Below are 26697 nucleotides of genomic sequence, written 5' to 3'. Positions count from 1 at the left end.
AAATCATTAATTTCATGAGATTGTTTACAGATAATTGTTATGGGTATTTGGTTTTATGATTAGGTCACATAACAAGTGACTATAAATGTAAGCCTACCAATAACTGCAGCGGCAGTGATTAGCAGTACAAACAGTGCCAGCGCTGGCATCTCAGATAGAAATGCCATATCAACAATAGGTTTTTCAGCATCCAACTGTATTTTAACGATTAAGTGATACCATACCTCTATTATGGTAGCCAAATTCACTATTCTGCTCCCTTCCACTTAAATTCCTTACAGGTTATCTGTAGCTCATGCTATTAATGAGAAACACTTCGTTTTTAGCTTCGGCTGTTTTTTTTAACAAACTTTTTGATACATTTTATACATAAATATTCATTTTATGGGCTATGGATTACAGCGAGTGTAGGCACCTCTAACCTCTTGTGTAGGGGGATACTTAATTCCAAAAAATCCATTGAAATATTTTTCACTAATATTTATATAAAAATAATATTTTAATCTAAGTTTGTTTTGTTTTTTATATAAAATATCATTATTAATGCTATTGTTAGCATTATATGCTAATTGTTGGTGTTTTGTGGCACTGTTTGGTCTAAATCGAAAGTCTTTAACAAATTTTAATGTCGTATATAATCAAATCATTAAATATATACGGGAATTTGATATATATACCTTGGAAAGACAGATAAATAACTTCGATTGGAATATTGTAGGCAGCAGAGAGTTATCCCTTTCTTACAGACATTTAGAATAAATTATTAGTTTTTTTGGTGTTTATTATAATAATCTATAGGAGACTTAATATGGTTAAGTAGGACAGATAAATTATGATATTTCACTTGCACATTAACTGAAAGTATTAGGCTGTATTATTTTTTGGCTTCCTGCCAAGAATAACTCTGATGAAAAATAGAAATTATCATACTAATGATCTATATGATTATTTCTATTCCGCATCGATTAATACAATGTTTAATTAATGAAAGATAAGGAATATGAAAATGTTATCGGTAGCTATCATAACCAAAAATACTTTTTACAAATTAGGTTTAATTTCTTTACTAAAGAAAACTTTTAATAAAATGTCAGGTAAAGATTATTTATTGATCGATTCTTATGAAAAAAAAGGAAATAAAAAAGCCAATGTGATATTTGAAGATTTTATGGTTATAGTTAATATCTATCAAGATAATGGTTTTTTAGATCAGGAAACTAATGATGCTGATAAACCAATTCTGACTATAAATATACCATTTAATAGTGACAAGTTAGATATCGATGATATTGTTAATAAAATAAACAAAATAATTAAAGTTGCTAAATTGGATTGTTGTAATATGACAAGTAAGGATATTATTAGGTTTTTAGGACTAAAAGATAATATGCAACTTTCAGTAACAGAAAGTAGATTAGTGAAGTTAACAAGCAATGGGTACAGTATTAACGATATATCTACAATGCTTAATCGCTCTGAGAAGACAATATTAAGTTATCGTAGAAGTGCAATTAAAAAACTTGGTATTTTAAATAAGTTGGAATTTTATAATTACGCCTCAAATATGAAGGATTACGGTAATAATGATGCAATTTTCATTTGTATCTAACTCTATTTATCGACGTTTTCTCCTGATTGCGGACTCACTAAAGGAAGTGTGGCTTATATAGAGAATGCCGTAACTGGGTTTTAAATGAGCATATTTTATGGATGCAATATAATGATTTGTTTTTGGATTAAAAATAAAACTCACAGATCCAGAAATTCTGAGAATATAATCTTGGGCTCGTTATATTAAATAATTATTTTAATACTGCTATTTATTATACTCTGATAAATTTTAATGACTTCAGTTTTAAATAAGTATAATTATTAAATACTTAACAAGCAGGAGCGGCGAAAATATGAATGCTATAGTATTTAGTCAGTGTAAATTACTGTCGTTCTCATTTGAGTGTATTTTTAATCATATATTTAATACTCAAATTTTTAAAGAAGTTACTGTAGAAACTTATGATGTTATTGATTCATTTGTTAGTGCTATAAGTCAAAATACCAAGTTAGTTTTAGTTGATATAACATCAATCGGCTGCATAGATGCATACACTTTGCTAAAGAAAATTAGAAAAAAGTCCAGAGTCATAGTTTTATGTGATAATAAAACTAACTTATGCATTTTACCTGATTATTACAATGCTATTTTATATAAAACTACGAGTATATTGAATATTATAGCAACAATAGAGAGGGTCTGTGATAGAAAATATAATGATCTGATTGTCGATTTAGATAGTGATTGTTATGAAATACCAGTGTTAACGAAAAAAGAACAAGAAACATTAAAGTTAATTACTTTTGGACTAAGTAACGATCAGATAGCAGAATTGCTTTCTACGACGCATAAAAAAATTATTGAATATCGCAGTAATATATGTAGAAAATATAACGTTAATAGTTTAGATATCAGTTATTATAAACATATTTAGATGAAAATCACTTCACATGATATATATGTGAAGTGATTTTTTTTGCTTGTATTAATCGGAAGATATCACTTTTGGATTAAAACTGTTGATGATTTTTACGTAATGTTTACGTTGATGTTCAGTAAATTCCCCTCCAGTTTTTGTCAAAGTAAAAATAAGCACAACACGGTTATCAGGATTTGAAATTGGGTGATGTGGCAACAACACGATAGATTGAACTTGGCGAGTCCTTTCCCCGTTTTGCAAAAAATTGTTTGCTACTTGTACTACCGGTAATTTGGCTGGGCCAAGTTTATGTGTCAGTAACTTTCCTTCAATTTGAAAGCCCGGTAGTTTATTGTGTAGTGCTTCCATTTCTTTTTCACAGAAAGCTTCTGGTGTTTCCTTTTCATCCAGCAAAGTACGGTTAATAATAATATTATATTCGTGATTATCAGGATCTCTGAACATTAAGATATTCACTGATTGATCTAGGATAGGGGCCGTGGTCAGAAACGTGCCCTCATAAATTGAATAATTTGAAGATGTAGCACTCATTGAATTTTAACTCCTGCATTCTTATCTTGTATTGGTAATAACAGCACTTCAACACGTCTGTTTTGGTCTTGTCCTATTTTTGTGTCATTTGATGCCACGGGTTCTAATGCACCTTTTCCTATAATAATAAAATCGTTAGCTGAGATTGAGCTGTGTTTAATCAACCAGTCGGCAACCACCTGCGCGCGCTGCTCAGAAAGTGTCATATTAATCGAAGGACTACCTGTGTTATCCGAATGGCCGACAATTAAAACTTTGCGACCCGGATGATGTTCCAGAAAACTTAACAGAGATGTCAGTATCTTATTGGTTTGCGTGTTTGGTTTCAGTTTGCTGCTATTTGAGTCAAACAGTGGTGCCATTATGGCGGAATTAAACACGGGAATATCGGTATAAGTTTCGATCTTATGGTTTATTTGTTTCAACAATGGCGCACATTGTGAGAGTCCCCAACGCGTTATATCGAATGAATCTACGCATGTGGACAAGATTTTTCCTTTGTCAGCCAACGCCGCGAGATTTTCTGCAAGATGTTGCATAGACAACTCGTTAACATTATCTACAGGGGCTAACTGCTGGCTAAATTTCTGATAGAAAACTTTCTCTTGTGACACTGTGTGTATCATATGCAAGGCTAATAGCACCGCTGCAAAACATAGACTCCATAGCCATTTCACTGGTGCAGGTGGTTCTATTACCTGCGGTTCCGCTGCTGGAATCACTTGTTTTTTTTGCCAATTAATAATTTTTGGGAAAGGGGGCAGTGAAACAGCAGAGGCTAAACCGGGTAGAATTCCCACGGTTCTTTCTAGCCATACTGACCAGGCACCATGCTTGATAAACCCTTTGCCATTATCTGACAAGATTACATCAGTTAATTGTAATGATGTGTGGGAGAACAGTGTTTGTAGGGTATTGGTTATTCCTGATTCGTTTAACCAGATAAAAAATTGGTACGCCATCACATTACGTTGAGAAGCGAACTCAGTACTGTTGTTATCTTGCAATGAAAACTTATTGTTTAATACTTCAAAAGCAGAGGCAATATCGATCTCCTCCTTATTGGCAAAATTAATATTTCCTGTCCAATAGGCATTATCAGGATTATGGCTAAGACGTTCCCCACTCAATTGTAAATAGATAGCTAATACACTCGAAAGAGGGGTTTGCAGTGGCAATGTGGCAAAACTATTCTGCCACGTGGTCAGTTGTGAAATGATAATTGACGTACTGTCATGCACATCTGGAAGGAATGGAAAGAAAACCAAAACCTGAGCTGAAGGATGATAGTCAGCAATAAATTTAAGTCGTTTTTGTAATGCTTCTGGTTCAGAAATTAATATCCAGGTTGCATGGTTGGAAAAACGAGTATTATCAGTCGCCTCTGGATTACTAAACCACTTAGCCGCATAAGGACCAAGGATTAAAATAACAGTGCTTTCTGAATCTGTAGGCTGGACAGTTACTCCTTGCGCTGACTGTGGTTCTGGATGGGGCTGCTCTGGCTGAGTCTGTACCGGCTTCAGAGTGTAATGCCACCAGACAGTGATTGCTAAGAGAATGAGAAATATAATGAAAATAACGTTATTCCATAACGTATTTCCTTGAAAAGTAATACTTGCTATTAAAAAGCCAAAGGCTGCCAACCACAGCAGCAATAGCGATTTATTTAATTTAACCGTAAACATTTAAGACATATCACCTAAATAGCGGGAGCACCAGAACCAGAATGCTGAGAGTAATAACGCCAGAGCAAATAAGGCGATGCTCAAAGAGCGCCAGCTACTACGTTTGACTGAAGCGAACACATTTTTGACAGGCTCTTTGATAGGGGGAGCAACCTCGACTAATTCTGGTTCTACATCAATTTTATCGTCAGCCACGGCCAAGTTGAGTGATAAAAATTTGTGGCTATAACGTGCGATTAATTGTTGTGATTTCATATCACGAACTGGCAAATTACGCGAAAGCAGAAGTACTTTAAACGCATAATGATAAATGATCTTATCATCGCTATTTAATAATGCTTCCAGACTCGCGTGATCGGTAGGTAAAGGCGTACTGTATCCATAGAAGTAATCTAATAATAAGTAGCTATCCCAATTTAATCCTTTATCTTTAATAGTGCTGTCAATGCGTTTATCGAGATAATGGCAAAGCTGATGGCATAAGCGATCGACTTCGATTGGTGGATGTTGCTCTGATTTAAGCGTTTGGCTGAATTCTGTAATCAACGTTATCAACTTTTCCTGAAAATCAGATAACGACGGAATAATGCCATTGAACGACAATAAAGTGTCAGCAATTAAGATTTGTTTAAAAATGTCTTCACTCTTCACCAGGATTTCTCCACAACTTCACCCCAACCTTGCATCCGAATATAAGGACATATTCTGATAGTATGCGGATTTACATTCTTTTCAGTATTGAATGCTAATTTCAACTCAACGGTTGAGTCATCTATTTTATTAATGATTTTCTTCATATTATTCAGATCGACCTGTTCTGCTGTGACCTGTGTGTTTTGTGAGTTATAGACACCGATGTGCCACCACTCAACATCTTCACGAGCAAAATCGACTTCATGCTTTTCTATTTTTAGTGTTTTTTTATTCACCACAATCAGGGATTGCAACCATTGCGAATGAGATGTAGGCAGCTCATTGAAATAGCTAACTTTATTGGATCCCGTAACATCTGGATGTGTGGTCCGTTGTTTAAAGTTGAGGCCAAGTCGATATTCGTACTCTTGTAAAGAACGTTTTGTGCCTAATGTATAGCGGCCAAGTTCGATAGTTTCTTGTTCAGATTCGAGCAGTGCTCGAACTCGACTTTTTGCGATTTTGTCTCTTTCCCACCAAGCAAGATCAATAGCACCTGATTCTTTTGCTTCATTACTGTGATCTGACCAAACTTTGCTGTGGTTATTTCGAGTATAAAAATGCCAGAGCAAAATTTTATTTGGCGCATAAGTATCATAGCCATGAGTAAAAGCGCGAGCAGCCATGGCAATCTCTTCACCCATAAAGAAAATATCAGGGTCGTTGGCAACATCATGCACAAAACTGCCATCACTGAAGATGAAGCCGGCAGCTAAATAGCCGCAGCGTACTGGTGCGGTTTCAGTAAAAGGTATCGACATCATTTGCACCATGCCTTCTGGTGTAAAAGTATTAAAGATTAAGCGGCTGACATAATCTTTTCTGTTCTCATTTTCACCAGGTTCATAGCCAGGAGGATAGCTGGATAAGACTGGTTTAGGACTATTAACCCGTAGGCTATTTAACATAGCGATCATTTCATGATCCCAATGCTGTATAAACCTGCAGTGAGAATCTATTTGCAAGAAATAATCTTGATCTTCAAATAGTTGCTCGGCCATATGTCGGGCCCAACATGCCCCTTTACTTGCATAATAATGCACACTTAAAACCCATATGCGCGCACCGTTATATTCCAGCAGATGTAATGGATATCCAAGATAGGTTTTACTTTCGTTCAGTCGCATACCCTGATTTAAAAAAGTATTAATATCATTATCATCCTGCCAGAAAACTGCAATATCGAGATGTTTTGGGTGTTTGGCTGTATTTATCATGTCATGCAATGTCGGGATTAATTCCGAATCCCGATAACTTGCAATGCTCACAAAAATAGAAGATGCAGACTGCATAAATGTTCCGTGTAAAATTAATAATGTTTATGTTATAGGTTAATTAACTTGCAAAATTATTTCGGCAGCAGCGCTAAAGCGACCGTTAGCTGGCTTAGCGTTTATAACCGCGGGCTCAAGAGTTGCCTTCCATTTAAATTCAGCTGGAGTGGCACTGGAAATATTGACTTTTTTCTCGGTAGTACTACCGTCCATTATCATTAATTTCCCGCTACTGTCGCTAATCTTTATGCGCATTTGACCATCTTGGTCATTGTTATCTTTGACTTTAATGTAATGTCCATCTGCAGTGGGGGTTTGTGTGGTAATTGCAGCTATGGCCGAATATTGGCCATAATCGGTTTTGCAGGTAATATCAAAATCCAGATCTCGTTCTATTCCGTTATTTAAATTACCGGAGGTCACGAGGCCGAAATCGACGACTTTTGTCCCGTTAAAAGTGCAAGATGGAGTACTGATTATGGTGATTTGACCAATATCCATTTTTTGAGCGAAGTTGGCCAAACTATTAATATTTACCCAGTTATAAGCAGCGGTACCGCCGGGCAGAACTAATTGACCTGCTGGGTTATTTAATAATAGTGTGTCTTTTATTTTATAGAGCTCAATCCTGAAATAGGAATTAACAGGATAAGTCCATCGACCAATATCGGTGTTAAATGTCATGCCTGCAGAGGTATTAAATGTTCCAAAGGCCCCCCCATTATTCCACATAGGTTTAATGGCAATGCCCTCAATATTGGTCGCAAACAGCCCATTGCCCAGGCTGGCACCTAGTAGCGGGGCCACATTTTTACCATATGGATTACCGTCGGCACAATCAACGTAACTGACTCTCTCACCCTGAATTGCTGTATTTGCTTCAGCAATAAATTTTGAAGTATCAGCCGGTGCATCAGCATCAATCGTGATGGTGAACGCGGGCACAGTCATGGTTGTCGGCAGTACTCCACCCTTATCACTGGTAGTGTCAATTGTGCAAATAGCATGTGTTTGCCCTGTGATAGCGGCACCCACTAATAATATGAAAAGCTCCCTTTTCATGGCTGGTTACTCCTGTCCTGCGTCAAGTTTTGAAATCAGTTCTTGAGGAATGATTTGAAGTAACTCACCAAAGCTTTTGCCGATTGTTTTTTCTGAAAGGGATAATAAAGCAATGACAGGGCTACTGGGTTCCGAGTCTGCAAACCACTGGCGTACTTCGATAATTCTGGATAATGCTTCAGCGCGACTTTGGATACCTTTGGGTTGTGGAGGCATTGGTATCGGCATAGGTACAGCTTGTAATGTTGCTTGCTGCTGGGGCTGAAATGAGGTGGCCGCAATGTCTGTCTCGGCGGCAACTGGTGCCGCGGCTTCTATCATTGATGGTTCAGTGGCGAGTTCGTATGGCTTATTTTCCTCAGAAGCTACATGGTATTGAGGTGTTTCAAAGGCCACCATTGGCGCAATACCGTCATGACCAAAGTGACGTAATAGTGAGGTTAATCTGACAAAATCCGGCGTGATGTCGCCAAGAGAGTCACGGAGGCGAGCGGTGAGCTCCAACAGTAATGCATAGGCTTTCTGCAATGAGGTAATAGTACTGTCGGATCGGACCAGCCATTCATGTTTAATTGCTTCCATGGTGCCTTCGTCCAGTGCGCCTTCTTCACGTGGAAAAGAATGGGCTTTTTCAAATTCTTTAACCGAAATTTGCATACCGGCAGCTTTGGGTAGAAGTTGGTTGCGAAGATCTGCGATAAAGCCATCAATATCTTCCAGATCAGCAAAAGCGTTGGCCCGCATAAAGGGCTCAAACTCTCCTCCATCAAGCAGTTGGGGGTGTAGGTCTTCAGGCCACAGCTTCAGACAGCAGATTAAAGCTGCAAGTCCTTCCTGTACTGCACTGAGGCCAATTTGGCGCATCCGACAACGTATGAGGATAATAAATAGCCGAACATCCCGAGCTTTGTTCAAAAGCTCGAGGCATTTTCTTTCGGTATCTGTCCAATTAATTGACTCGGCGACTTCAATAAAATCACCATATTCAGCAGTCAGTTTGGGTTGTAATTTTGTCTGCAGCAGTAAAAATGCCGCATCATATTCGAGATCCAGGCCACAAGGATGGTCTCCTGGAATCGGCTGCATCAGGTTGTGGTAATAACCTGTATTTTCAGCGATGTTCTGTACACTCATGTTTCTTCCTTTTAACGCCATGGAGCGCTATGGTCTAATCTTTTGTTTTTGGCCCGATGGGCGGGGGGGTTATGCCCTAATAGCGGTGCATTTCAGGTTCAAAACTCATGCCACTCACATCGGCTGATGTTTCGTCCCTTGCCAACCAACTGGTATACCCAAGTTGGCTCTCTCCCCTTAAGGTGGCGGTGGGAACTTCATTGGCCGCAAGCAGCAACTGTACTTCCCAGGCATATTCAAACCCGACAAAGTTACGTACCCATTCACGTAATACAGGCAAATCCTGACCTGATGGGCTGAACCGCAGGTATTGTTTCAAACTGAGCGGGCCGAGGATAAGTTCAAACTTGTGCTGCCTGTCTAAAACGGTATTGCCCAGAATGGCACCGTCCCCAAGCAGCATGGCTGAAGATCCATCCCCTAGCTGGGTCTGATCATTTTTGTCCAGAAAGATCCATTGTTGGGCGTATTCCACCATGCTCACAGGCACTTCAAAGTAGTATTGCAACGCCCCCACTAAGCCTTCAGGGTTACGGGCTTCGCGAATCAAATGTGCTGACGAGGCGAGTTGAGCATGTATAGGGAGCGCACTGTGGCCCAGTTCTTTGAGGTCCAGCCCTGCCAGGCTACCGACATAAAAAGAGAACTTTTCATCATGTCGCCTATCCAGTGAAGAAGTATCCTGAGAGACAAACCATGCGCGATATAAGTGTGACAATGCTCGATGATGAAAAAGGTCAACGAAGTCAGTCATGGTATGGTCATGCAGCTCGGCGCGGGTGTAGGCCAACTCCGTCATTTGTAGTGGCATTGCACCATGAGGCCCCCAGATACCAAGGCTGAAAAGTTGCAGATCCATCTTCCCGTCTTTCATTTCTACATGCGCTATTTCTCGGGGGGAGAACGCCATATTGGCACTTTGTCCAATACGAAATGTTTCCTGCTCAGGTAGCATGGCTTTGCCGGGAGCGGGCATATCGGGAGTACGGGCAGCATTAACCCGCATCATGCTGATGAAACCGGCGTTCCAGGGTTCTGACTTTTGATACCAGGCATCAAGGTTGACCTGACTTTCCTGATGAAGCTTCTCATCGGGGGACATCATAAGACTCCTCGTGTCCCTGGGCGGGCTTTCCATCGACCAACACGGCCTCTTTGCATCGAATGCAGTTCCGTTTCGGTAAACACATTGATGGCAGCATGGCGCGCTAAATAATTTTCCATAATCAAACCAAAAAGATAGGGGCTGATACCGGAGAAGCCTTCTTCATCGACTGTCAAGGTGCAACAAATCCCCCGCCCATAAACCAGCAAGCCATTACCAGGTAATCGACGGATAACGGGCTCGCTTTTACAGCCAACCAATGCATCAATTTGAGTATTTGATTCAAGGTCAGAAGCATTAACAAACAGGCGCAACATATCGCGTAGTGACTCACCGCCATTGGAGTGAGACATATCAGACAGTGGCAGATAGTTGAAACTGAGTTGGCGAATCAATCGCCAGGCTGACTCATCTATTGCAAAAGGCGCTCGCGGTGCACTGGGTTGGAAAACAAAGCGAGCACCATGAACGGGTGCCGAATTCGACATTGTTAATTCAAAGTTATTACTACTTGAGATAAGGCGTGGCAGATCTCTATTGGTTACCTGCGCCTCAATAGATAAATAGCGCAGATCATCACCATAAGGTGCTTCTTGTTGGTCAACCAATGAAATAAAGACCTCAGTGCTATCATAAGGTGTGCGGGTGTCATACTTTCTCTTATTGTTCTGGCTTGTTCTGGGCTTGCGAGTAATCGAAAAATAGCGCCCGAAGTTGCCATTGTCGCAATGGCGAGTTTGATAGAGGGGGTTAAATACCACCTCTTTACTGCTTTCTGCTTGTTGACCAAAAACTCTATTGATCGAGAAAACTTCGTAGTCTAGTGGGCGGCTACGGTCTGGTACCACATGGAAATCGTTCAGTGCACGGTTAATCTCAATCTTGTCCATTCGTTTTGGAAATAGGTTGATTACCGGCGTGCAATTTAAGAGAAAGCGAGATGGCGCAACATGGCTCACTAGTTCCTGCGGTAAGCGATCCAATAAAATGATGATCTCCGCTTCATTGGTGTGATTATCGCACAGGCTCTTGGATAGCTGAGTCAGGGTAAAGAAATAGAATCGCTGGCGGCAGGTAAAATACTCCTGCATGAGATTATGGCCGTGAAAAATATTCCATGATAGCGGCAGCAAGCTTTGGTCAGGACTTAACCCCTCAAAAGCGAGCGAATTTTCACTGATTACAGTGTCTTTTGCTGTCATAGCATGGCCAGCACGAATGATGGTTGCAACATGGCTGGCATGCAGGAGCTCAAAGATATTAGAGACTATTCTCTCGTCACCATTAATATAAATGGGCAGCCGATCAAGCCCCTCTAGCTGTGAAAACTTCAGGTCCCCTACGAGTTTTAATTTAATGCGCAGGGCACCCTTTAGCCGATGATAGGCTATTCGATGCTTTTCCATATTAGGCATATCAGGCGGAATAGAGCTTAAACGAGCTTCCGTTATCTCCAACGGCCACAACTCGACATCCTGCCCACTGCGAAATTCACAACGGGTAGTTTCACCAGGGGCAATATGGGTAAAGAATGAACTGCCGCGTAAAACGTTATACCCTTGAGTAAGGTCGCCTTCTTTAAGATTAGGCTTGAGTTGAATCACTCCCATTGAAGGCGTTGGTGAGTTGTAGTTAGGGTAGACGATATCTAACAAGCGCTGAGTGAATTTCGGGAACTCAGCATCAAGCTTAATTTGTGTCCTGGCAGATAAAAAGCAGAAAGACTCAATCAGCCGCTCGACATAAGGATCTGCCACCTCAATTCCACGCATACCCAACCGCCCAGCGATTTTAGGATGCTTATCAGCGAACTCTTGCGCCATTTCGCGCATAAATGTCAGTTCTTTATTATAGTAGTCAAGAAATTTGTGGTCCATTTACAGCCTCAATGATTATGCCTTTGCTGTTTATCTCTATTAGTTAAAATACGTTTATTTATATTAACTTATTTGGATTTAACGTATTCAGCACAGGGTAGGTAACAGCCTTTTTAATTTCGTATGTCAGTATTTATCAGTTTCGCGTGTCAATATTTGTCAATTTCATGAGTCAGTATGATAATATTGTTTTTCTTGCGATGTGATGAAGAGGTTTTTTATGTTTCGTAAACCATAATTAATGAGATTATTATTGCATGCTATGATTCCGGGCTCAACTCCCTTTAAAAAATCACAATGTAAAATTGAAGTGTTATTTTATTTATTGTTATAAATCAATTGCTTGATTTTTTTGTCTGGTAAGAATTTAGGATTTTTGCCTGAATATCGTATCTAATGACTTTGTGGCGTTTATTTATTCATTTTTTATGGGAATACCTATTTGTGGGAAATTTCCTACTGCTTATTTCCATTTTGCTTACTGGTGTGGTGGCTATATTCTTAATGTATTTGATTTTGTGATATATAATATGGGCTAAAATCTTAAAAGTGATTAAATTGAATAATTACGCTTTCGTTTTCTAACTCTCGCTATTATTATAGGCCCCAAGAAAATACGTATTGCTATTATTATATAATACTCCGCGAATATTCGTGGTGCGCATGTAGATATGCAGGCATATACCTAAAATACATTAGATGTACATACTGTTAAAAGACCAGGATAAACAACGTGGCTATTACGAGGAAAAACCTTTTCGGCAAACTGGATGCCACTCTTTTCAAAGGTATTGAAAGTGCAACGACAATTTGTAAATTACGCGGTAATCCTTATGTAGAATTAATTCATTGGGTTAACCAGCTTTGGCATCAGGATGATAATGACCTTAAACAAATTGTTCGTTATTTTGCTTTAGATGTAGATGCTATTGAACGCGGCCTGGCACAAGCCTTGGCTCGCCTGCCCGCGGGCGCCACCAGTATCTCTGATTTTTCATACCATATTGAACTGGCGATTGAGCGGGCATGGGTCTATGCCAGCTTAGAGTATTTAGACACACGCATTCGTGGCAGCCATCTTTTACTGGCGATGCTAACTAATATGGAACTGCGTCGTGCATTTTTGGCTATTGCCCCAGAGATGGAAAAAATTCCGCTGGAGCAATTAACCAGCGACCTGAACTTTATTACACAGTCGTCGCCTGAGGCGAGTGAAGCGGCTACCGATGGTAGTCCTATGTATGACGGTGCATTACCTGGTGAAGCCAGTAATGCGATGGGCAATAAAAGTCATGGGACATTGGCCCAGTACACCATTGACCTGACGGCACTGGCGCGTGAAGGTAAGATAGACCCAGTGCTAGGGCGTAATCATGAAATCAGTACGATGGTGGATATTTTATTGCGCCGTCGACAAAACAACCCACTACTTACGGGTGAAGCAGGAGTGGGGAAAACCGCAGTAGTTGAAGGTCTGGCTTTGGCTATTGTGGAAAATAAGATGCCGCCAGCATTGAGCCAAGTAAGTTTATTGGCTCTGGATGTGGTCGCCCTTTCTGCAGGTGCCAGTATGAAGGGGGAGTTTGAAGCGCGCCTAAAGAACGTGCTGGATGAAGCGGTGGCTTCGGAAAATCCAGTCATTCTGTTTATTGATGAAGTACATACTCTGGTTGGCTCTGGGGGTAATGCGGGGACCGGTGATGCAGCTAACTTATTGAAGCCTGCATTGGCGCGTGGTCAGTTACGGACTATTGGTGCGACAACATGGAGCGAGTTTAAGCGGCATATTGAAAAGGATCCTGCACTAACTCGTCGTTTTCAGGTTCTCCAGATTGAAGAACCTGATGAGAATACTGCAATTTCCATGCTGCGTGGTCTGACTCCGGCATTAGAGAAGCACCACGGTGTGTGGATTATGGATGAAGCTTTACAGGCTGCGGTGCGTTTGTCTCATCGTTATATTCCAGCACGTCAGTTGCCGGATAAGGCGATTAGTCTGCTTGATACGGCTTGTGCTCGGGTTGCTGTCGCGCAATTCTCACCGCCCAAAGAATTGCAACAGCTTATATTCCAGAGCGAAACGGCGCAAACCGAGCTTTCATCACTGGAGAAAGCGCAGCATTTTGGTAAAGAGCAGGGTGACCGCACCCAGCAATTACTGGTTGAGATTGCTGAGCATTCAGCCGCAGCAAACCAACTCGACCAGCGTTGGCAGGCAGAGCGCGAACTGGTCATGGAGATAACGACAGCAAGAGCTGCACTGTATGAGCTGGTTTCTGAGCCAGCGCCTAATGAAGAGAAACGTCAAGGGCATCAGCAGCAATTGGCTAAGTTGGAAGAGCAACTGTCTCAAGTACGCAGTGCATTGCCGTTAGTACAGACTGAAGTTAACGCGGCTGTTATTGCCAGTATTGTTGCAGATTGGACGGGTATTCCCGTCGGACAAATGTTGAAAGATGATATACGTGCGGTGATGGAATTGCCGCAACGTCTTGAAGAGCGTGTTATTGGTCAGTCCCATGCGCTGGTGCAATTGGGTGAAAATATTATGACGGCGCGGGCGGGTTTATCTGACCCAAGAAAACCGCTGGGGGTCTTTATGTTGGTTGGCCCTTCCGGTGTGGGGAAAACAGAGACCGCGCTGGCAATAGCTGAAAGTATGTATGGTGGTGAACAGAATATGATCACTATCAACATGAGTGAATATCAGGAATCGCATACGGTTTCATCATTAAAAGGTTCACCTCCGGGTTATGTTGGTTATGGTGAAGGCGGCGTATTAACCGAAGCAGTGCGCCGTAAACCTTATAGTGTGGTGTTGTTAGACGAAATTGAAAAAGCGCACCCTGATGTGCATGAATTATTCTTCCAGGTATTTGATAAAGGTCAAATGGAAGATGGTGAAGGGCGATTTATCGATTTTAAAAATACCATTTTGCTATTAACCAGTAATGTCGGTAGCGAATTACTCAGTAATTTGCTTGCTGATCCAGATACTGCGCCGGAACAAGATGGAATACTGAGCGCATTACAACCTGAATTGCTAAAAGTTTTCCCAGCAGCATTTTTAGGGCGCGTAACGGTAATTCCTTACTTACCGTTACAACCAAGTGCATTACAGCATATTGTAAGGTTGCATTTGGAGCGTATTGGCGCGCGTTTGAGGTCCCAGCATCAACTGGTTTTACAATACAGTGATGCTGTGGTTGAGGATGTTGTTGATCATTGTTCGGTGGCTGAAACCGGTGCTCGGATGCTTATTCGCTATATTGAGCAGAATATTACACCAGCAATTAGTCAGTTTATTTTACGGGAACAAAATATGATGCCTAATCAGATTGTTTTCGTCGATAAAGTAGAAGGTAAATTTTCAGTCTCAGTACTGAATGAATGTTGTAAAGGATAAAAATATTCATCTTAATTATATTTTGATTGTATTTGTTATCCACCGAAATATTTGCTTTTTCATGTAAATATGAATAGTAAAAAATAATAGATAATATCTGCTCATAGGTGCAGGTATTAACTATCCTTGTGTTTTTTTTAATAAAAAATGTTCTGGAAAGTAATCTAAAGGATGAAAGTAATGCGTAAAGTAAATCTAGCTGTATGTGCTCTGGCTTTGGCTGTTTCTTCAACAACTGCTTTTGCTGCCACAAATGGTACTGTTACCTTCAACGGTTTGCTGCAAGATGATACTTGCCAGATTGAAACTGGTACAGAAAATGTGCAGGTAACTCTGCCAACTCTTGCTACTAGCTCTCTGGCGAACCCTGGTGATGAACAGGGTTCTAAAAACTTCACTATCTCTGTAGTGGATTGCCCAGCAGCCGTGACTAAAGTTTCTGCTCACTTCAACGCAATCAACAGCGATGGTGTTAACGCAACTACCGGTAACCTGACCAATAGCGCTACTACTGGCGGAGCAACTGGGGCTGAAGTTCGTCTGTATAACATGGATAGCTCACAAATCCGTGTGGGTGATACTGGTGCAGCATTTGAGGTGACCCCAGGTACTGGTGCAGATCCTAAAGGCACTACTACTCTGTCGTATGCCGGTGGTTACTATGCAACTAAAGCAACCACTCCAGGTGCCGTGACTGCTAAAGTTCAATACGTACTGTCTTATAATTAATCACCCGCTGGGTGATAGGTTTGCGACCCATCTATAATTGGGTCGTTATACCAAAGTAGTGATAACAACTTGCTGCTAACTAAGGTTACAACAGCATCCATTAGTGGCGAGTTGTTATATCACCAGCCTTACAGTTCTAACTCATTATTATTTGGTAACGTGATGTTTTATAAAACGATTATTTTAGTATTGTCGCTGATTGCTGGCAACATCCCAACGTATGCTGCTATGACCATCAGTGGTACACGTGTGATATTTCCTGCCGCTCAGAAAGAAGTTAACATACGTACTAATAATAAAGGTGCAGAACCAGCTTTAGTACAAGTATGGGTTGATGATGGAAGCAGTAATACCAAAATTAATGATGTAAAAATTCCCTTTATGGTTACACCACCTGTATTTCGTGTTGAAGGGGGGAAAGGGCAGAGTGTACGCATGATTTATAATGGTATGGCATTACCACAGGATAAAGAGTCCGTATTCTGGTTCAACATGTTAGAAATACCGGCAGTCCAAAAAGAGAATAGTGATAAAAATAAACTTGAATTAGCTTTTCGTACCCGGATTAAAATTTTCTATCGACCAACAACCTTAGACAGTAGTAGTGAACAACAAAAAGAAAAACTGCAATGGGAATTGGTTAACGATAGTCAAAAGGGGCAAGGTGTGAAAGTGACAAACCCGACGCCTTATTATTTTTCTTTTGACTCAGGCGATGTGACTGCGGGTGGAAAGAAAGTGGAACTGAATACAGAAATGTTGGCGCCACATTCAACATTGGTATTTTATCCTAAGAATAAAGTTTCTGGCATTTCAGCTATGAACTACAAATTATTAAATGATTACGGTGCAGCGATTGAAGAGAACTTGTCCTTTGTCCAAGGCAAAGGAGTGATAGTTACAAAACAATAAAAATCTCGTTCGCAAGGTGAGCATATCGGATAGGAATCTGAGGTTCTTGCTATCTAATAGATGGTAATCCGTCGGTATTACAGGGAGCTTTTGCTCATGAATTATTCATGTATGATGCGCTACTTACAAAATAGAATTAATAATTTATTGAATTTACTCTGTAAATATTTTCTGAAATTTGTTGTTACGATCATAAGTACGATTTTTTTCTTAAATAAGAGCGTGATAGCTGCACCATTAGTGAATGAAAATAGTGATCCTGAAATTACATCTGTTGAGTTTAATGCTGACTTTATTCACGGATCAGGGGTAGATGTCGCGCGGTTTATGAATGAAAACCCAGTGCCACCTGGTACTTACAATGTAACGGTTTTTATAAATGACAAGATACGTGGAAAGTATAATGTTCGCTTTGAATCTATTGCAGGTGAGTCGACCGCTGAACCCTGTTTTAAATTGGAACAGCTTGATGAATTAGGTCTGAAGTTTGAACTGGATGGTTCAACAAAAATATCTGATACAGTAAAAGAAGCTGCAAAAGATCAGTGCTACAACTTAAAAAATTTAATTAAAGACAGCACAACGCGTTATAACTCTGGAGATTTTGAACTATTAATCACGGTGCCACAGTTTAATTTAGTAAAAAATCCTCGCGGCTATATTAATCCTAACTTGTGGGATGCGGGGGAGCCGGTAGGTTTCCTGGATTATAACAGCAACATTTATGGCGTTTTTAACGGTAATAAGGATAACGGGCCAAAGTCAAATTCCTATAACGGCAACATTGGGTTGATTGCCGGTGTCAATCTTGGTGAGTGGCGGTTAAGAAAACGTCTTAATACCCGTTGGAACAATACTGATGGTACGCATACCCAGAATTTGTATGGTTTTGCTGCCACCGATGTGACCTCGTTGAAGAGTCAGTTAACCTTAGGTGACAGTGATACCCAAGGTAATTTGTTTGATAGTTTTGGCTTACGCGGTGCACAGTTGGCATCAGACAACCGGATGTTAGCCGAAGGGCTTCGAAATTATTCGCCGGTGATACGAGGGGTGGCGGAAACCAACGCCAGAGTCACGGTGACTCAGCGGGGGCAGACAATATATGAAACGGTTGTAACGCCGGGTGCATTTGAACTGGCTGATATCGGTACGATGTCTTACGGTGGTGATTTGGAGATGACGGTGACTGAATCTGATGGTCGCACCCGTAGCCAACGAATTCCGTTTTCAGCACCGCCTATGTTGCTTTACCAAGGTGTATCCCAGTTTGATATTGCCGTTGGCCAATTAAATGACAGTACGGTAAATGCGCATCCAGCGGTTGTTCAAGGGGCATATCATTACGGTCTGGGTAACACATATACGCTGTATGGTGGAGCTCAATTAGCAGAAAACTATAGTTCGGTAGGGGTAGGTAATGCATTTAATACCCCGATGGGGGGGATTTCATTTGATGTCACCCACGCGAGAAGTGAATTGGCAGATGACCAGCGTTCATCCGGCAATAGTTACAAAATTGACTATACAAAATATGTGGGTGAGACCGATACCAACCTCACTTTAGCGGCTTATCGATACTCATCTCACGGGTTTTATACTTTTAGAGAGGCGAGTCTGGATCACTATGGCAGCTCTAATGGTAACGACGATATTGGTTTCCGGACTCGTAACCGTCTGTCAGTGAGTGTTTCACAGCGTGTAGCCGACAATATGGCGGTTAACCTAAACAGTAGTTTTTACAGTTACTGGGGAAATGAAAATGCTTCGCAGCAATATGCAGTGACCTTTAACCATTCACTGCGTTATTTCTCTTATGCGCTGACAGCAATGCGAACCAGTAACAGCAGTAACATTAGCAACAATAGTAGTAGTGATTATCAAAACAGTTATATGGCCTCTATTAGTATCCCGCTGGGTGGAAGTATCGTGAAGCGGCCATTGTTTAACACATTGTATTCAATGGCTAGCCATGATGACGCAGGAAATACGCTAGTGCAGATGAATGCCAGTGGTAGTCAGGGTGACCAGAATGAGCTGGGTTATGGTGTCGGGACGTCGTATAGCAGTGGTAATGAAACTGCTGCGAGTAAGACGGTGACCGGTAACATGAGTTACAAGACTGGAGTAGGCCAGTACGGAATGACGGCGTCAGCAAATAACAGCGCATCTCGCCAGTTGTCTGCCTCGGCAAACGGGAGTTTGGTGGCTCATCAGGGTGGCTTAACTATCGGCCCACGGCTTGGCGATGCACCTTTTGCCATCGTACATGCTGAGGGTGCTGCTGGAGCTAAGTTGTTTAACGGCAGCGGAGCGAAAATTGATAGTCGTGGCTATGCCATTATGCCATCGATGACCGCATACCGTGAAAATACAGTTGCGATTGATTACAAAGACTTACCTGATTCTGTAGATGTGTTGGAGAGCCAAAAAGTCGTGATACCGAGAACAGGGGCAATGATCCCGGTCACGATGAAGACCATTACTGGCGCACCATTGATACTTATTGTCAGGGATGAAAATAAAGAGTTTCTCCCTATTGGTACGGATCTATTGGATGCAGATGGTGTGAGTCAGGGGGTTGTCGGGCAAGGTGGTATGGCATTTATTCGCGGCTGGGGAGCAGGTTCACCACCACTGAATGTCATCAGGAATGGCGGTAAAGACACATGCCGTATTCATTCGGGCACGGAAGCAAACACTAAAGCGAAGACAGAAAGCACTCAAATAACGCAATTGGAGGTGGTATGTCTTCGTGGTTAAAAAGTAATGTTGTAGTGATATTTATCTCGTTTTTGCTATTGCTGGTTGTGGCTTTTATAGCACGCCAGCCCGCTCAGGCAGCCAGTTCATGCGCTGGAATGGCAGATTGTAAAGTTCAGGTTTCATTTACCGGTGAGTATTTGGAAGATACCTGTGAAATCAGTATTAATGATGGTTCGTCTTCCGAGTCAGTTTCATTACCGACTTTGTCGACAGCCGAATTAAAAACTGACAAAGCAGAGGCGGGTAAACAGCAATTTCAAATTGCACTGAGGAAATGTCCGGTAAATAGAACGGTATCATTACGCTTTATCGGCGCAGGTGCCACGATGCCGGATGCAACAACCGGAAATTTACAAAATGAACTTGGTAACGATTTTAGCAAAAATACGCAAATAAGATTAAGTAAAGCTGCAGGGCAACAAATGGTAGTTGGCGATGAAAATAGTGTACAGGAATATGTTATTTCCAGTTCAGGTGAAGATGTTACCCACTATTTTTTAGCGGGTTATTATGCAAAAGGTACTAATACGGTAACCCCTGGGCAGGTTAGAACAACTGCAAGTATTGAGTTGGTTTATAAGTAGGGGGAATACGATTAAATATTACTTTTTACATTTGATCTCTCCAATAGCGATTCAGGGTGCTTATCATCCTGATGATATTTACAATATGTTTTGAATAAAAGGCACATATGGTTAGCAAAAGTAATTCCCAAAAATTTATTGCTCGAAACAGAGCACCACGCGTACAGATTGAATACGATGTGGAAATATATGGTAGTGAGAAAAAAGTTGAATTGCCATTTGTAATGGGGGTCCTGGCTGATTTATCAGGTAAACCTCTTGAACCTTTACCTTCAGTAGCGGATAGAAAGCTACTTGATATTGACATCGATAATTTCGATGAGCGTATGAAGGCAATGAAACCACGAGTTGCATTCGCTGTAAAAAATACGCTGACAGGTGAAGGGCAATTGATGGTAGATATTACTTTTGAGAGTCTTAATGACTTCTCTCCAGATGAAATCGCTAAGAAAGTTGATTCTCTGTCTCAATTGTTAGATGCCCGTACCCAGTTAGCTAACTTGCAAACCTATATGGATGGCAAGGCCGGTGCAGAAGAATTGGTAATGAAACTTCTAAAAGATAAATCATTACTGGCAACACTGGCATCCGCACCAAAAACAGAGCAACCTGCTGTTGATGCTCAGCAGTAAGATTGATTAAGAAGAGAAGAATAATGTCTACTTTAGAAGCAAAGAATAAATCAGCCAGCGTAGCTACTGCGGCTGAATATAGCGATTTTAATTCGCTTTTGACCAAAGAATTTAAAGCGAAGTCTGAGCAGACCAAAGCTGCCGTTGAAGGTGCAGTTAAAACGTTGGCAGAGCAGGCACTGGCTAACTCAGTAACAGTTTCAGATGATGCTTATAAGAGTATTGCCTCTATTATCGCTGAAATTGATAGCAAGTTGTCTGAACAGATTAACCTGATTCTGCATCATCAGGAGTTTCAGTCGCTGGAAAGTGCATGGCGTGGTCTGCACTACTTAGTGAATAACACTGAGACTGATGAGAAGTTAAGATTGCGTTTCCTTGACATCTCCAAAGATGAATTACGCCGTAACATGAAGCGTTATAAAGGTGTGGCTTGGGATCAGAGCCCATTATTCAAAAAAGTGTATGAAGAAGAGTATGGCCAATTAGGGGGTGAACCATATGGTTGCCTGGTTGCAGACTACTACTTTGATCACACGGCACCTGATGTTGATTTGCTGGCTTCAATTGGTAAGGTTGCAGCTTCTGCACACGTACCATTTATTACCGGTGCTGCGCCTTCTGTACTGCAAATGGAATCTTGGCAGGAGTTATCAAATCCGCGCGATTTAACCAAGATCTTCACGCAGAACCTGGAATATGCAGCGTGGAACTCATTGCGTCAGTCTGAAGACTCTCGCTATATTGGTCTGGCTATGCCGCGTTTCCTGGCACGTCTGCCCTATGGCATTCGTACTAATCCAGTAGATGCTTTCCACTTCGAAGAGACTACTGATGGCGCTGATCACAGCAAATATGTTTGGTCGAACGCGGCTTATGCAATGGCTGTTAACATCAACCGTTCTTTCAAAGAATACGGCTGGTGTACTCTGATTCGCGGTGTAGAAAGTGGTGGTGTTGTTGAAGGTCTACCTTGTCATACATTCCCGACCGATGATGGTGGGATTGACATAAAATGCCCAACAGAAATCGCAATTTCTGACCGCCGTGAAGCGGAACTGGCTAAGAATGGTTTTATTCCACTGGTTCACAGAAAAAATACTGATTATGCTGCTTTCATTGGCGCGCAATCATTGCAAAAACCAGCGGAATACTACGACGCTGATGCGACAGCTAACGCCAATTTATCTGCGCGTCTGCCGTACCTGTTTGCCTGTTCACGTTTCGCCCATTACTTGAAATGTATCGTGCGCGATAAAATCGGCTCTTTCAAAGAGCGTGACGAAATGCAGCGCTGGTTGAATGACTGGGTAATGAACTATGTTGATGGTGACCCAGCTAACTCTTCTATTGAAACTAAAGCACGTCGTCCTCTGGCGGCAGCTGAAGTGATTGTTGAAGATGTTGAAGGCAACCCAGGTTATTACCAGGCGAAATTCTTCCTACGCCCTCACTTCCAGTTGGAAGGTTTGACAGTATCACTGCGTATGGTTGCTAAATTGCCTTCACTGAAAGATGTCGCGTAATTTAAGGTATTAATCCCAATTTTGGTGCTGTGAAATAATATTTCCAGTACCTATACCATTGGCGTAAATATCATTAAATTTATCGTATCAACAGTGAGATTTAAATTTCGTGCAATACATCGCACGAGGTCTAACATCATCCAATTTATTGAATGATGTTAAAACGACCTTTATAGGTAAAGTATTGTAATAGTCAATAAAAACTATTTGTAATGCTTATTTTCTAGGAAATGGAAGTGCTTCCGTAAATATATTGCGTGGGCCCTCCTACACTTGATGTTCTGCATCGAGTGATATTAACAAAAGTGCTTGAGAGGAATATTATGGCGCAAGATATGTTTATTAAGATTGATGGTATCGAAGGCGAATCTTTAGATGCTAATCATAAAAACGAAATTCAGGTGTTGGCTTGGAAATGGGATGTTTCTCAGCACTCTAATATGCACAGTGGTTCAGGCGGTGGTTCAGGTAAAGCAACTGTTTCCGATTTCTGCTTTACACATTATATCGATAAAGCTAGCCCGAATTTATTAAGCTACTGCTTGCTCGGTAAGCACATTAAGAATATCCAATTCGTGCTGCGTAAAGCTGGTGGCGATCCATTGGAATACCTGACTATCAAATTTACTGATGTGATCATCACTCGTGTTGATATGGCTGGTTCTCTGGAAGATGAAACTCGTCCGCGTGAAGAAGTTCGTTTCTCATTCACTAAGATGACTCAAGACTACGTTATGCAGAATGCTGAAGGCCATAAGTCTGGCGTTATTTCTGCTAACTATGATGTTAAAGCTAACCAGCAAAGCTAAGTCGTTGCTGCCTTAGTTTAGATATTAAACTTGCCACTTTAAACGGTGGCAAGTTCTCTCAGTAACAGGCTTTATCCACAATAGATGTAAAAGATGGGACATGGTACGAGTCATTGGCCAAATAATTAACCCAGCAGTGACTATATTATTGTGGATAAAGCTTAATATTTTTATTTGATTAGGCTGAGTATGAAAGAGAGTATCCGTCGTTTTAATCGGATTACACAATATTTTGTTGTGGCGTTAGCCACTTTATTGGTCATGGCATGTAGCTCGAAGCCTCAACCAGAAACGGTTGATAAGCTGGTGGTTGAGCTGACTACGACAAAAAATATTAATCCTAATAATAAAGGTGTGGCTAATCCATTAAGGATTTCGGTTTACACCCTTAAAAGCATGGATGAATTTAAGTCGAGTGATTTCTTCACTATTACCGAAGAAAGCACACCATCACTAAAGGAACAGATGGAGAAAGTATATGACGGAATCATGCTACCCAATGAGACGAAAAAAATAGAGCTGACGCCAAACAGTGAAGTCACTGCAATCGGCGTTGTTGCTGCTTACCGTGAAATTGAACAGGCAGATTGGAAAGCGGTTATAAACCCGTTACCCAAGAAACGTGTGCAACCCTGGTACAAAAAATTATGGTCAGGGAAAACAGAACACGATCCGATCGTGGAAGTGCGCGTTGAGCGCCTGTCAATATCAATTAAAAAAATGGATTAAGTCGTGAGAACTAACAAAGTCGTTTGGAGTGAGGGGCTTTTTCTTCGCCCGCAGCTTTTTCAACAACAAGAGCGTTATCTGGAATATTATGCCCATAAAAGAGCGGCAACTATTACTCCATTTTTTTGGGGATTCGCACAATATGAAATTGATCGCGAAGCGCTCTCCTATGGCAAATTAGTATTGCGTTCTGGGAAGGGGGTATTACCGGATGGTACGCCTTTTGATATCCCAGGTCATGCTGAGTTGCCTGAGCCACTGACCATTACTCCAGACCATTTGGGTAAGCTTATCTATCTGGCAGTTCCACTGCGGTTAGATAACAGTGATGAAACTATTTTTGATGAACACGATATGAGTTCACTGGCACGTTTTTACGCGTATGAAGCTAACCTTAGCGATACCAATGCGATCCGCCAGGGACCTAAGCCAGTGCAACTGTCGCGCTTGCGTCTCAAATTAGTTTCTGAAAATGAAATGACCGAATCTTGGATCGGTTTGCCATTAACTAAAGTTCGAGCTATTCAACCCGATGGCAGCGTATTGCTACATCTGGAGGATTATATTCCTCCGGTTACCGGCTACGCGGCAAGTTCACTATTATCAGAGTGGCTGATGCATCTGAATGGTTTGGTCAAAATGCGTGCGGATATGTTGGCTAAACGCTTATCAAATAGTGATGGTAAAGCTAGTGCCAGCGCAGAAATTGTCGATTACTTACTGCTGCAAATTTTTAATAAATATGAGCCGATCCTCGATCATTTGCGCAATATTCCTGAGCTACCGCCGATCATGTTATATCAGGAGCTAGCCAAGTTTTCCGGTGAGCTATCTACTTTCATTCGCACTAAAACGCGTCGGTCACGCCCTGCACCTGGATATGACCACGGTAAACTTTACTCATCAATTCGCCCGTTGGTAGATGATGTGCATGAGTTGCTTAATCAGATATTGGTGCGTGCGGGGCAGATGATCCCGCTTGACCCTAAAGGAAATGGTGTGTGGTCAGCCTCTGTGCTGCCTAACGAATTACGTTCATTCTCCAATCTGGTATTGGCTGTTCATGCGCAATTACCAATGGATGTATTACAGCACCAATTTTCAGTGCAAACAAAAATCAGCGCACCACAACAATTACATGAACTGGTGCGTTCACACTTGCCTGGTTTGGAATTACAGCGTTTGCCTGTGCCACCGCGGCAAATTCCATATAGCGCAGGGTATGTCTATTTTGAATTAATAAAAAGTGGGCCGTTTTGGGACAAAATCTCCAATGCAGGAGCTATTGCACTGCATGTTGCCGGTGATTTCCCTGCATTAAAAATGGAGCTCTGGGGGATTAGAGATTCATGAGTAACAGCAGTGAATTGAATGGAGGGATCTCCATGTCCCCCTTTGATCAAAGCAGAGATGCGGACACTAATCCGCAGGCATTGGGCCACTTCTTACTTGATGATCAAGGTACCTATACGGGTAGCCACGACAGTACAGATAACACTGAACAAAGCACCGATTTCAATCACAAAGCTGCCGGTTCTCATAGCTTCCAGCATTATGATACAGCCCAGCTTCGAGGTGAGAGTGTACAGCAACGAGTAGCAAAAGCCGTGGCATCCTCTACACCGTTATTGGAAGCCGCGCAGCCGCTATTACGTGCCTTGAGTGAAATGCCAGAAACGATAGCAGATGTTTCGCAGGTTCAGATTTTAAAAGATGGGCTAAAAAATGAGCTCACCTTGTTTAGCGTTGTCTGTGATGAAGCGGATATCTCATGGAAAAAAATGGCAATTATCCGCTATTGCTTGTGTACTGCATTAGATGAAGCGGCTCATACCATGTCGTGGGGGGTGATGTCTGGTTGGTCGCAAAGTAACTTATTGAACCATTTTGAAGGCGATAACGACGGCGGCAATAAGTTTTTCCTGTTAGTGGGGCGTCTTTCAATGAGCCCACACGAATATGCAGATTGTTTAGAGATATTGTTGCGAATTTTAGGGCTAGGTTTTGAAGGTCGTTACAGCATTATTGAAGATGGTGATCGGCAGTTAACCAAAATTCGTCAGGGGTTATTAACGCTGCTGCAAAGTACCAGAGATACGGTACCGTCGGCAATTTCGCCTCATGGCTTGGTCTCGCAGAAATTTCGAAAACGTCGTGGGATTTTTATTCCGGTTCGTGTATCGATGTTGCTATGTGGCTTCTTAATTGCTTCCACTTTTATTGCGAGCAAATATTTTCTCTCCGTACCTGAAAGTGACTTATTGAAGAGAATGACAGCATTGCAGCGCCCGATTATTACACAACCGCCGGTTGCTGTGCAGAAATTACGCCTGGCAGTTTTATTAAAAGATGAAATTGCCAAGCAATTAGTCAGTGTTGATGAAAAAACCAGCCAAAGCAAAGTTATTTTCAAAGGCGATACGATGTTCCAGGTTGGCTCGGATAAGGTCAGGCCGGAAATTATTAGTGTCATTGAACGTGTTGCCCAGGAAGTACATCGTGTAGAAGGTGCTGTTCTGATTGTGGGGCACACCGACTCAATGCCAATCAATAAGCCTGGCTTCCCCAATAACCAGGTGCTTTCTGAAAAGCGTGCTGCCAATGTTGCGCATTTTATGGAGAAAGCCGGTATCCCAACGGACAAAATTCGGTTTGAGGGGAAAGGGGATATACAGCCTGTTGGTAGTAATGATGATGCAACTGGGCGCTCACAAAACCGCCGTGTAGAAATATTTGTTAATTATTGAG

The 26697-nt window shown here is 41.5% G+C and carries 22 protein-coding genes; 13 read left to right on the top strand and 9 right to left on the bottom strand.

All coding sequences use genetic code 11. The annotated features are described in order from the left end of the window. Nucleotides 1–59: 59 nt before the first annotated feature. Nucleotides 60–248: a hypothetical protein gene (locus A6J67_RS22420; RefSeq protein WP_125461935.1), complete on the bottom strand. Its 189-nt coding sequence runs from the start codon at nucleotides 246–248 to the stop codon at nucleotides 60–62. A 758-nt stretch (nucleotides 249–1006) separates the two neighbouring features. Here A6J67_RS22420 and A6J67_RS22415 point away from each other — a divergent pair. Both A6J67_RS22415 and A6J67_RS22410 read left to right on the top strand, forming a co-directional pair. Continuing rightward, nucleotides 1007–1609, top strand: coding sequence for a helix-turn-helix transcriptional regulator (locus A6J67_RS22415; RefSeq protein WP_050074804.1), 603 nt, complete (start codon nucleotides 1007–1009; stop codon nucleotides 1607–1609). 295 nt (nucleotides 1610–1904) lie between these two features. After that, nucleotides 1905–2486: a helix-turn-helix transcriptional regulator gene (locus tag A6J67_RS22410; RefSeq protein WP_042569145.1), complete on the top strand. Its 582-nt coding sequence runs from the start codon at nucleotides 1905–1907 to the stop codon at nucleotides 2484–2486. Between the two features lie 51 nt (nucleotides 2487–2537). Here A6J67_RS22410 and A6J67_RS22405 read toward each other — a convergent pair whose 3' ends face one another. From A6J67_RS22405 to tssF, 8 genes are all read right to left on the bottom strand, one after another. Next, on the bottom strand, nucleotides 2538–3023 hold the full coding sequence (locus A6J67_RS22405; RefSeq protein ID WP_042569146.1) for a DcrB-related protein: 486 nt from the start codon (nucleotides 3021–3023) through the stop codon (nucleotides 2538–2540). Next, on the bottom strand, nucleotides 3020–4711 hold the full coding sequence (locus A6J67_RS22400; RefSeq protein ID WP_080608434.1) for an OmpA family protein: 1692 nt from the start codon (nucleotides 4709–4711) through the stop codon (nucleotides 3020–3022). The genes A6J67_RS22405 and A6J67_RS22400 overlap by 4 nt, the downstream gene beginning before the upstream one ends. After that, nucleotides 4712–5362, bottom strand: coding sequence for a hypothetical protein (locus A6J67_RS22395; RefSeq protein WP_042569148.1), 651 nt, complete (start codon nucleotides 5360–5362; stop codon nucleotides 4712–4714). It abuts the gene before it with no gap. Further along, on the bottom strand, nucleotides 5359–6696 hold the full coding sequence (locus tag A6J67_RS22390; protein WP_042569149.1) for a GlcNAc-transferase family protein: 1338 nt from the start codon (nucleotides 6694–6696) through the stop codon (nucleotides 5359–5361). Before A6J67_RS22390 ends, A6J67_RS22395 begins: the two co-directional genes overlap by 4 nt. Nucleotides 6697–6735: 39 nt before the next feature. After that, nucleotides 6736–7740: a fimbrial protein gene (locus A6J67_RS22385; RefSeq protein ID WP_042569150.1), complete on the bottom strand. Its 1005-nt coding sequence runs from the start codon at nucleotides 7738–7740 to the stop codon at nucleotides 6736–6738. Between the two features lie 6 nt (nucleotides 7741–7746). After that, nucleotides 7747–8874 carry an ImpA family type VI secretion system protein gene (locus A6J67_RS22380; RefSeq protein WP_080608433.1) on the bottom strand — a complete coding sequence of 376 codons (1128 nt, stop codon included), beginning with the start codon at nucleotides 8872–8874 and terminating at the stop codon, nucleotides 7747–7749. A 76-nt stretch (nucleotides 8875–8950) separates the two neighbouring features. Beyond that, nucleotides 8951–9976 carry a type VI secretion system baseplate subunit TssG gene (gene tssG / locus A6J67_RS22375; protein WP_042569152.1) on the bottom strand — a complete coding sequence of 342 codons (1026 nt, stop codon included), beginning with the start codon at nucleotides 9974–9976 and terminating at the stop codon, nucleotides 8951–8953. Further along, nucleotides 9976–11856 (bottom strand): type VI secretion system baseplate subunit TssF, encoded by a 1881-nt coding sequence (gene tssF / locus A6J67_RS22370; RefSeq protein WP_042569153.1) that lies wholly within the window; start codon nucleotides 11854–11856, stop codon nucleotides 9976–9978. The genes tssG and tssF overlap by 1 nt, the downstream gene beginning before the upstream one ends. A 733-nt stretch (nucleotides 11857–12589) precedes the next feature. Here tssF and tssH point away from each other — a divergent pair. From tssH to tssL, 11 genes are all read left to right on the top strand, one after another. Then, on the top strand, nucleotides 12590–15262 hold the full coding sequence (tssH, locus tag A6J67_RS22365; RefSeq protein WP_042569154.1) for a type VI secretion system ATPase TssH: 2673 nt from the start codon (nucleotides 12590–12592) through the stop codon (nucleotides 15260–15262). A 180-nt stretch (nucleotides 15263–15442) separates the two neighbouring features. Next, the gene (locus tag A6J67_RS22360) at nucleotides 15443–15991 is read left to right on the top strand and encodes a fimbrial protein (protein ID WP_050088411.1); all 549 of its coding nucleotides are present in this window, start codon (nucleotides 15443–15445) and stop codon (nucleotides 15989–15991) included. Between the two features lie 162 nt (nucleotides 15992–16153). Continuing rightward, nucleotides 16154–16903, top strand: a complete 750-nt coding sequence (locus tag A6J67_RS22355) for a fimbria/pilus periplasmic chaperone (RefSeq protein ID WP_042569156.1) — start codon at nucleotides 16154–16156, stop codon at nucleotides 16901–16903. A gap of 327 nt (nucleotides 16904–17230) precedes the next feature. After that, entirely contained in the window at nucleotides 17231–19666 is a 2436-nt protein-coding gene (locus A6J67_RS22350; RefSeq protein WP_404810566.1) for a fimbria/pilus outer membrane usher protein, read from the top strand. Next, complete coding sequence (locus A6J67_RS22345) at nucleotides 19651–20253, top strand: fimbrial protein (protein ID WP_042569157.1); 603 nt, start codon at nucleotides 19651–19653, stop codon at nucleotides 20251–20253. The genes A6J67_RS22350 and A6J67_RS22345 overlap by 16 nt, the downstream gene beginning before the upstream one ends. A 107-nt stretch (nucleotides 20254–20360) precedes the next feature. Then, nucleotides 20361–20885 (top strand): type VI secretion system contractile sheath small subunit, encoded by a 525-nt coding sequence (gene tssB / locus A6J67_RS22340; RefSeq protein WP_042569158.1) that lies wholly within the window; start codon nucleotides 20361–20363, stop codon nucleotides 20883–20885. Nucleotides 20886–20908: 23 nt separating this feature from the next. Further along, nucleotides 20909–22411 carry a type VI secretion system contractile sheath large subunit gene (tssC, locus tag A6J67_RS22335; protein WP_042569159.1) on the top strand — a complete coding sequence of 501 codons (1503 nt, stop codon included), beginning with the start codon at nucleotides 20909–20911 and terminating at the stop codon, nucleotides 22409–22411. A 323-nt stretch (nucleotides 22412–22734) separates the two neighbouring features. Continuing rightward, entirely contained in the window at nucleotides 22735–23220 is a 486-nt protein-coding gene (locus tag A6J67_RS22330) for an Hcp family type VI secretion system effector (RefSeq protein WP_042569160.1), read from the top strand. Between the two features lie 189 nt (nucleotides 23221–23409). Continuing rightward, the gene (tssJ, locus tag A6J67_RS22325) at nucleotides 23410–23949 is read left to right on the top strand and encodes a type VI secretion system lipoprotein TssJ (protein WP_042569161.1); all 540 of its coding nucleotides are present in this window, start codon (nucleotides 23410–23412) and stop codon (nucleotides 23947–23949) included. Between the two features lie 3 nt (nucleotides 23950–23952). Continuing rightward, entirely contained in the window at nucleotides 23953–25302 is a 1350-nt protein-coding gene (gene tssK, locus A6J67_RS22320) for a type VI secretion system baseplate subunit TssK (RefSeq protein ID WP_042569162.1), read from the top strand. Continuing rightward, entirely contained in the window at nucleotides 25299–26696 is a 1398-nt protein-coding gene (tssL, locus tag A6J67_RS22315; protein WP_042569163.1) for a type VI secretion system protein TssL, long form, read from the top strand. Before tssK ends, tssL begins: the two co-directional genes overlap by 4 nt. Nucleotide 26697 lies beyond the last annotated feature (1 nt).

This window comes from Yersinia sp. FDAARGOS_228 (assembly GCF_002073315.2).
Taxonomy (GTDB): Bacteria; Pseudomonadota; Gammaproteobacteria; order Enterobacterales; family Enterobacteriaceae; genus Yersinia; species Yersinia intermedia.
This window is presented reverse-complemented; position numbering and strand designations above follow the sequence as displayed.

Bases quoted from the DNA above. Each gene is read 5' to 3' on its own strand.
- A6J67_RS22355 (WP_042569156.1), top strand. From the start codon at position 16,154: ATGTTTTATAAAACGATTATTTTAGTATTGTCGCTGATTGCTGGCAAC.
- A6J67_RS22385 (WP_042569150.1), bottom strand. From the start codon at position 7,740: ATGAAAAGGGAGCTTTTCATATTATTAGTGGGTGCCGCTATCACAGGG.
- tssJ (WP_042569161.1), top strand. From the start codon at position 23,410: ATGAAAGAGAGTATCCGTCGTTTTAATCGGATTACACAATATTTTGTT.
- tssG (WP_042569152.1), bottom strand. From the start codon at position 9,976: ATGTCCCCCGATGAGAAGCTTCATCAGGAAAGTCAGGTCAACCTTGAT.
- A6J67_RS22345 (WP_042569157.1), top strand. From the start codon at position 19,651: ATGTCTTCGTGGTTAAAAAGTAATGTTGTAGTGATATTTATCTCGTTT.
- tssL (WP_042569163.1), top strand. From the start codon at position 25,299: ATGAGTAACAGCAGTGAATTGAATGGAGGGATCTCCATGTCCCCCTTT.
- A6J67_RS22390 (WP_042569149.1), bottom strand. From the start codon at position 6,696: ATGCAGTCTGCATCTTCTATTTTTGTGAGCATTGCAAGTTATCGGGAT.
- A6J67_RS22405 (WP_042569146.1), bottom strand. From the start codon at position 3,023: ATGAGTGCTACATCTTCAAATTATTCAATTTATGAGGGCACGTTTCTG.
- A6J67_RS22330 (WP_042569160.1), top strand. From the start codon at position 22,735: ATGGCGCAAGATATGTTTATTAAGATTGATGGTATCGAAGGCGAATCT.
- tssB (WP_042569158.1), top strand. From the start codon at position 20,361: ATGGTTAGCAAAAGTAATTCCCAAAAATTTATTGCTCGAAACAGAGCA.
- A6J67_RS22380 (WP_080608433.1), bottom strand. From the start codon at position 8,874: ATGAGTGTACAGAACATCGCTGAAAATACAGGTTATTACCACAACCTG.
- A6J67_RS22410 (WP_042569145.1), top strand. From the start codon at position 1,905: ATGAATGCTATAGTATTTAGTCAGTGTAAATTACTGTCGTTCTCATTT.
- A6J67_RS22360 (WP_050088411.1), top strand. From the start codon at position 15,443: ATGCGTAAAGTAAATCTAGCTGTATGTGCTCTGGCTTTGGCTGTTTCT.
- tssC (WP_042569159.1), top strand. From the start codon at position 20,909: ATGTCTACTTTAGAAGCAAAGAATAAATCAGCCAGCGTAGCTACTGCG.
- A6J67_RS22350 (WP_404810566.1), top strand. From the start codon at position 17,231: ATGAATGAAAACCCAGTGCCACCTGGTACTTACAATGTAACGGTTTTT.
- A6J67_RS22400 (WP_080608434.1), bottom strand. From the start codon at position 4,711: ATGTTTACGGTTAAATTAAATAAATCGCTATTGCTGCTGTGGTTGGCA.
- A6J67_RS22415 (WP_050074804.1), top strand. From the start codon at position 1,007: ATGTTATCGGTAGCTATCATAACCAAAAATACTTTTTACAAATTAGGT.
- tssF (WP_042569153.1), bottom strand. From the start codon at position 11,856: ATGGACCACAAATTTCTTGACTACTATAATAAAGAACTGACATTTATG.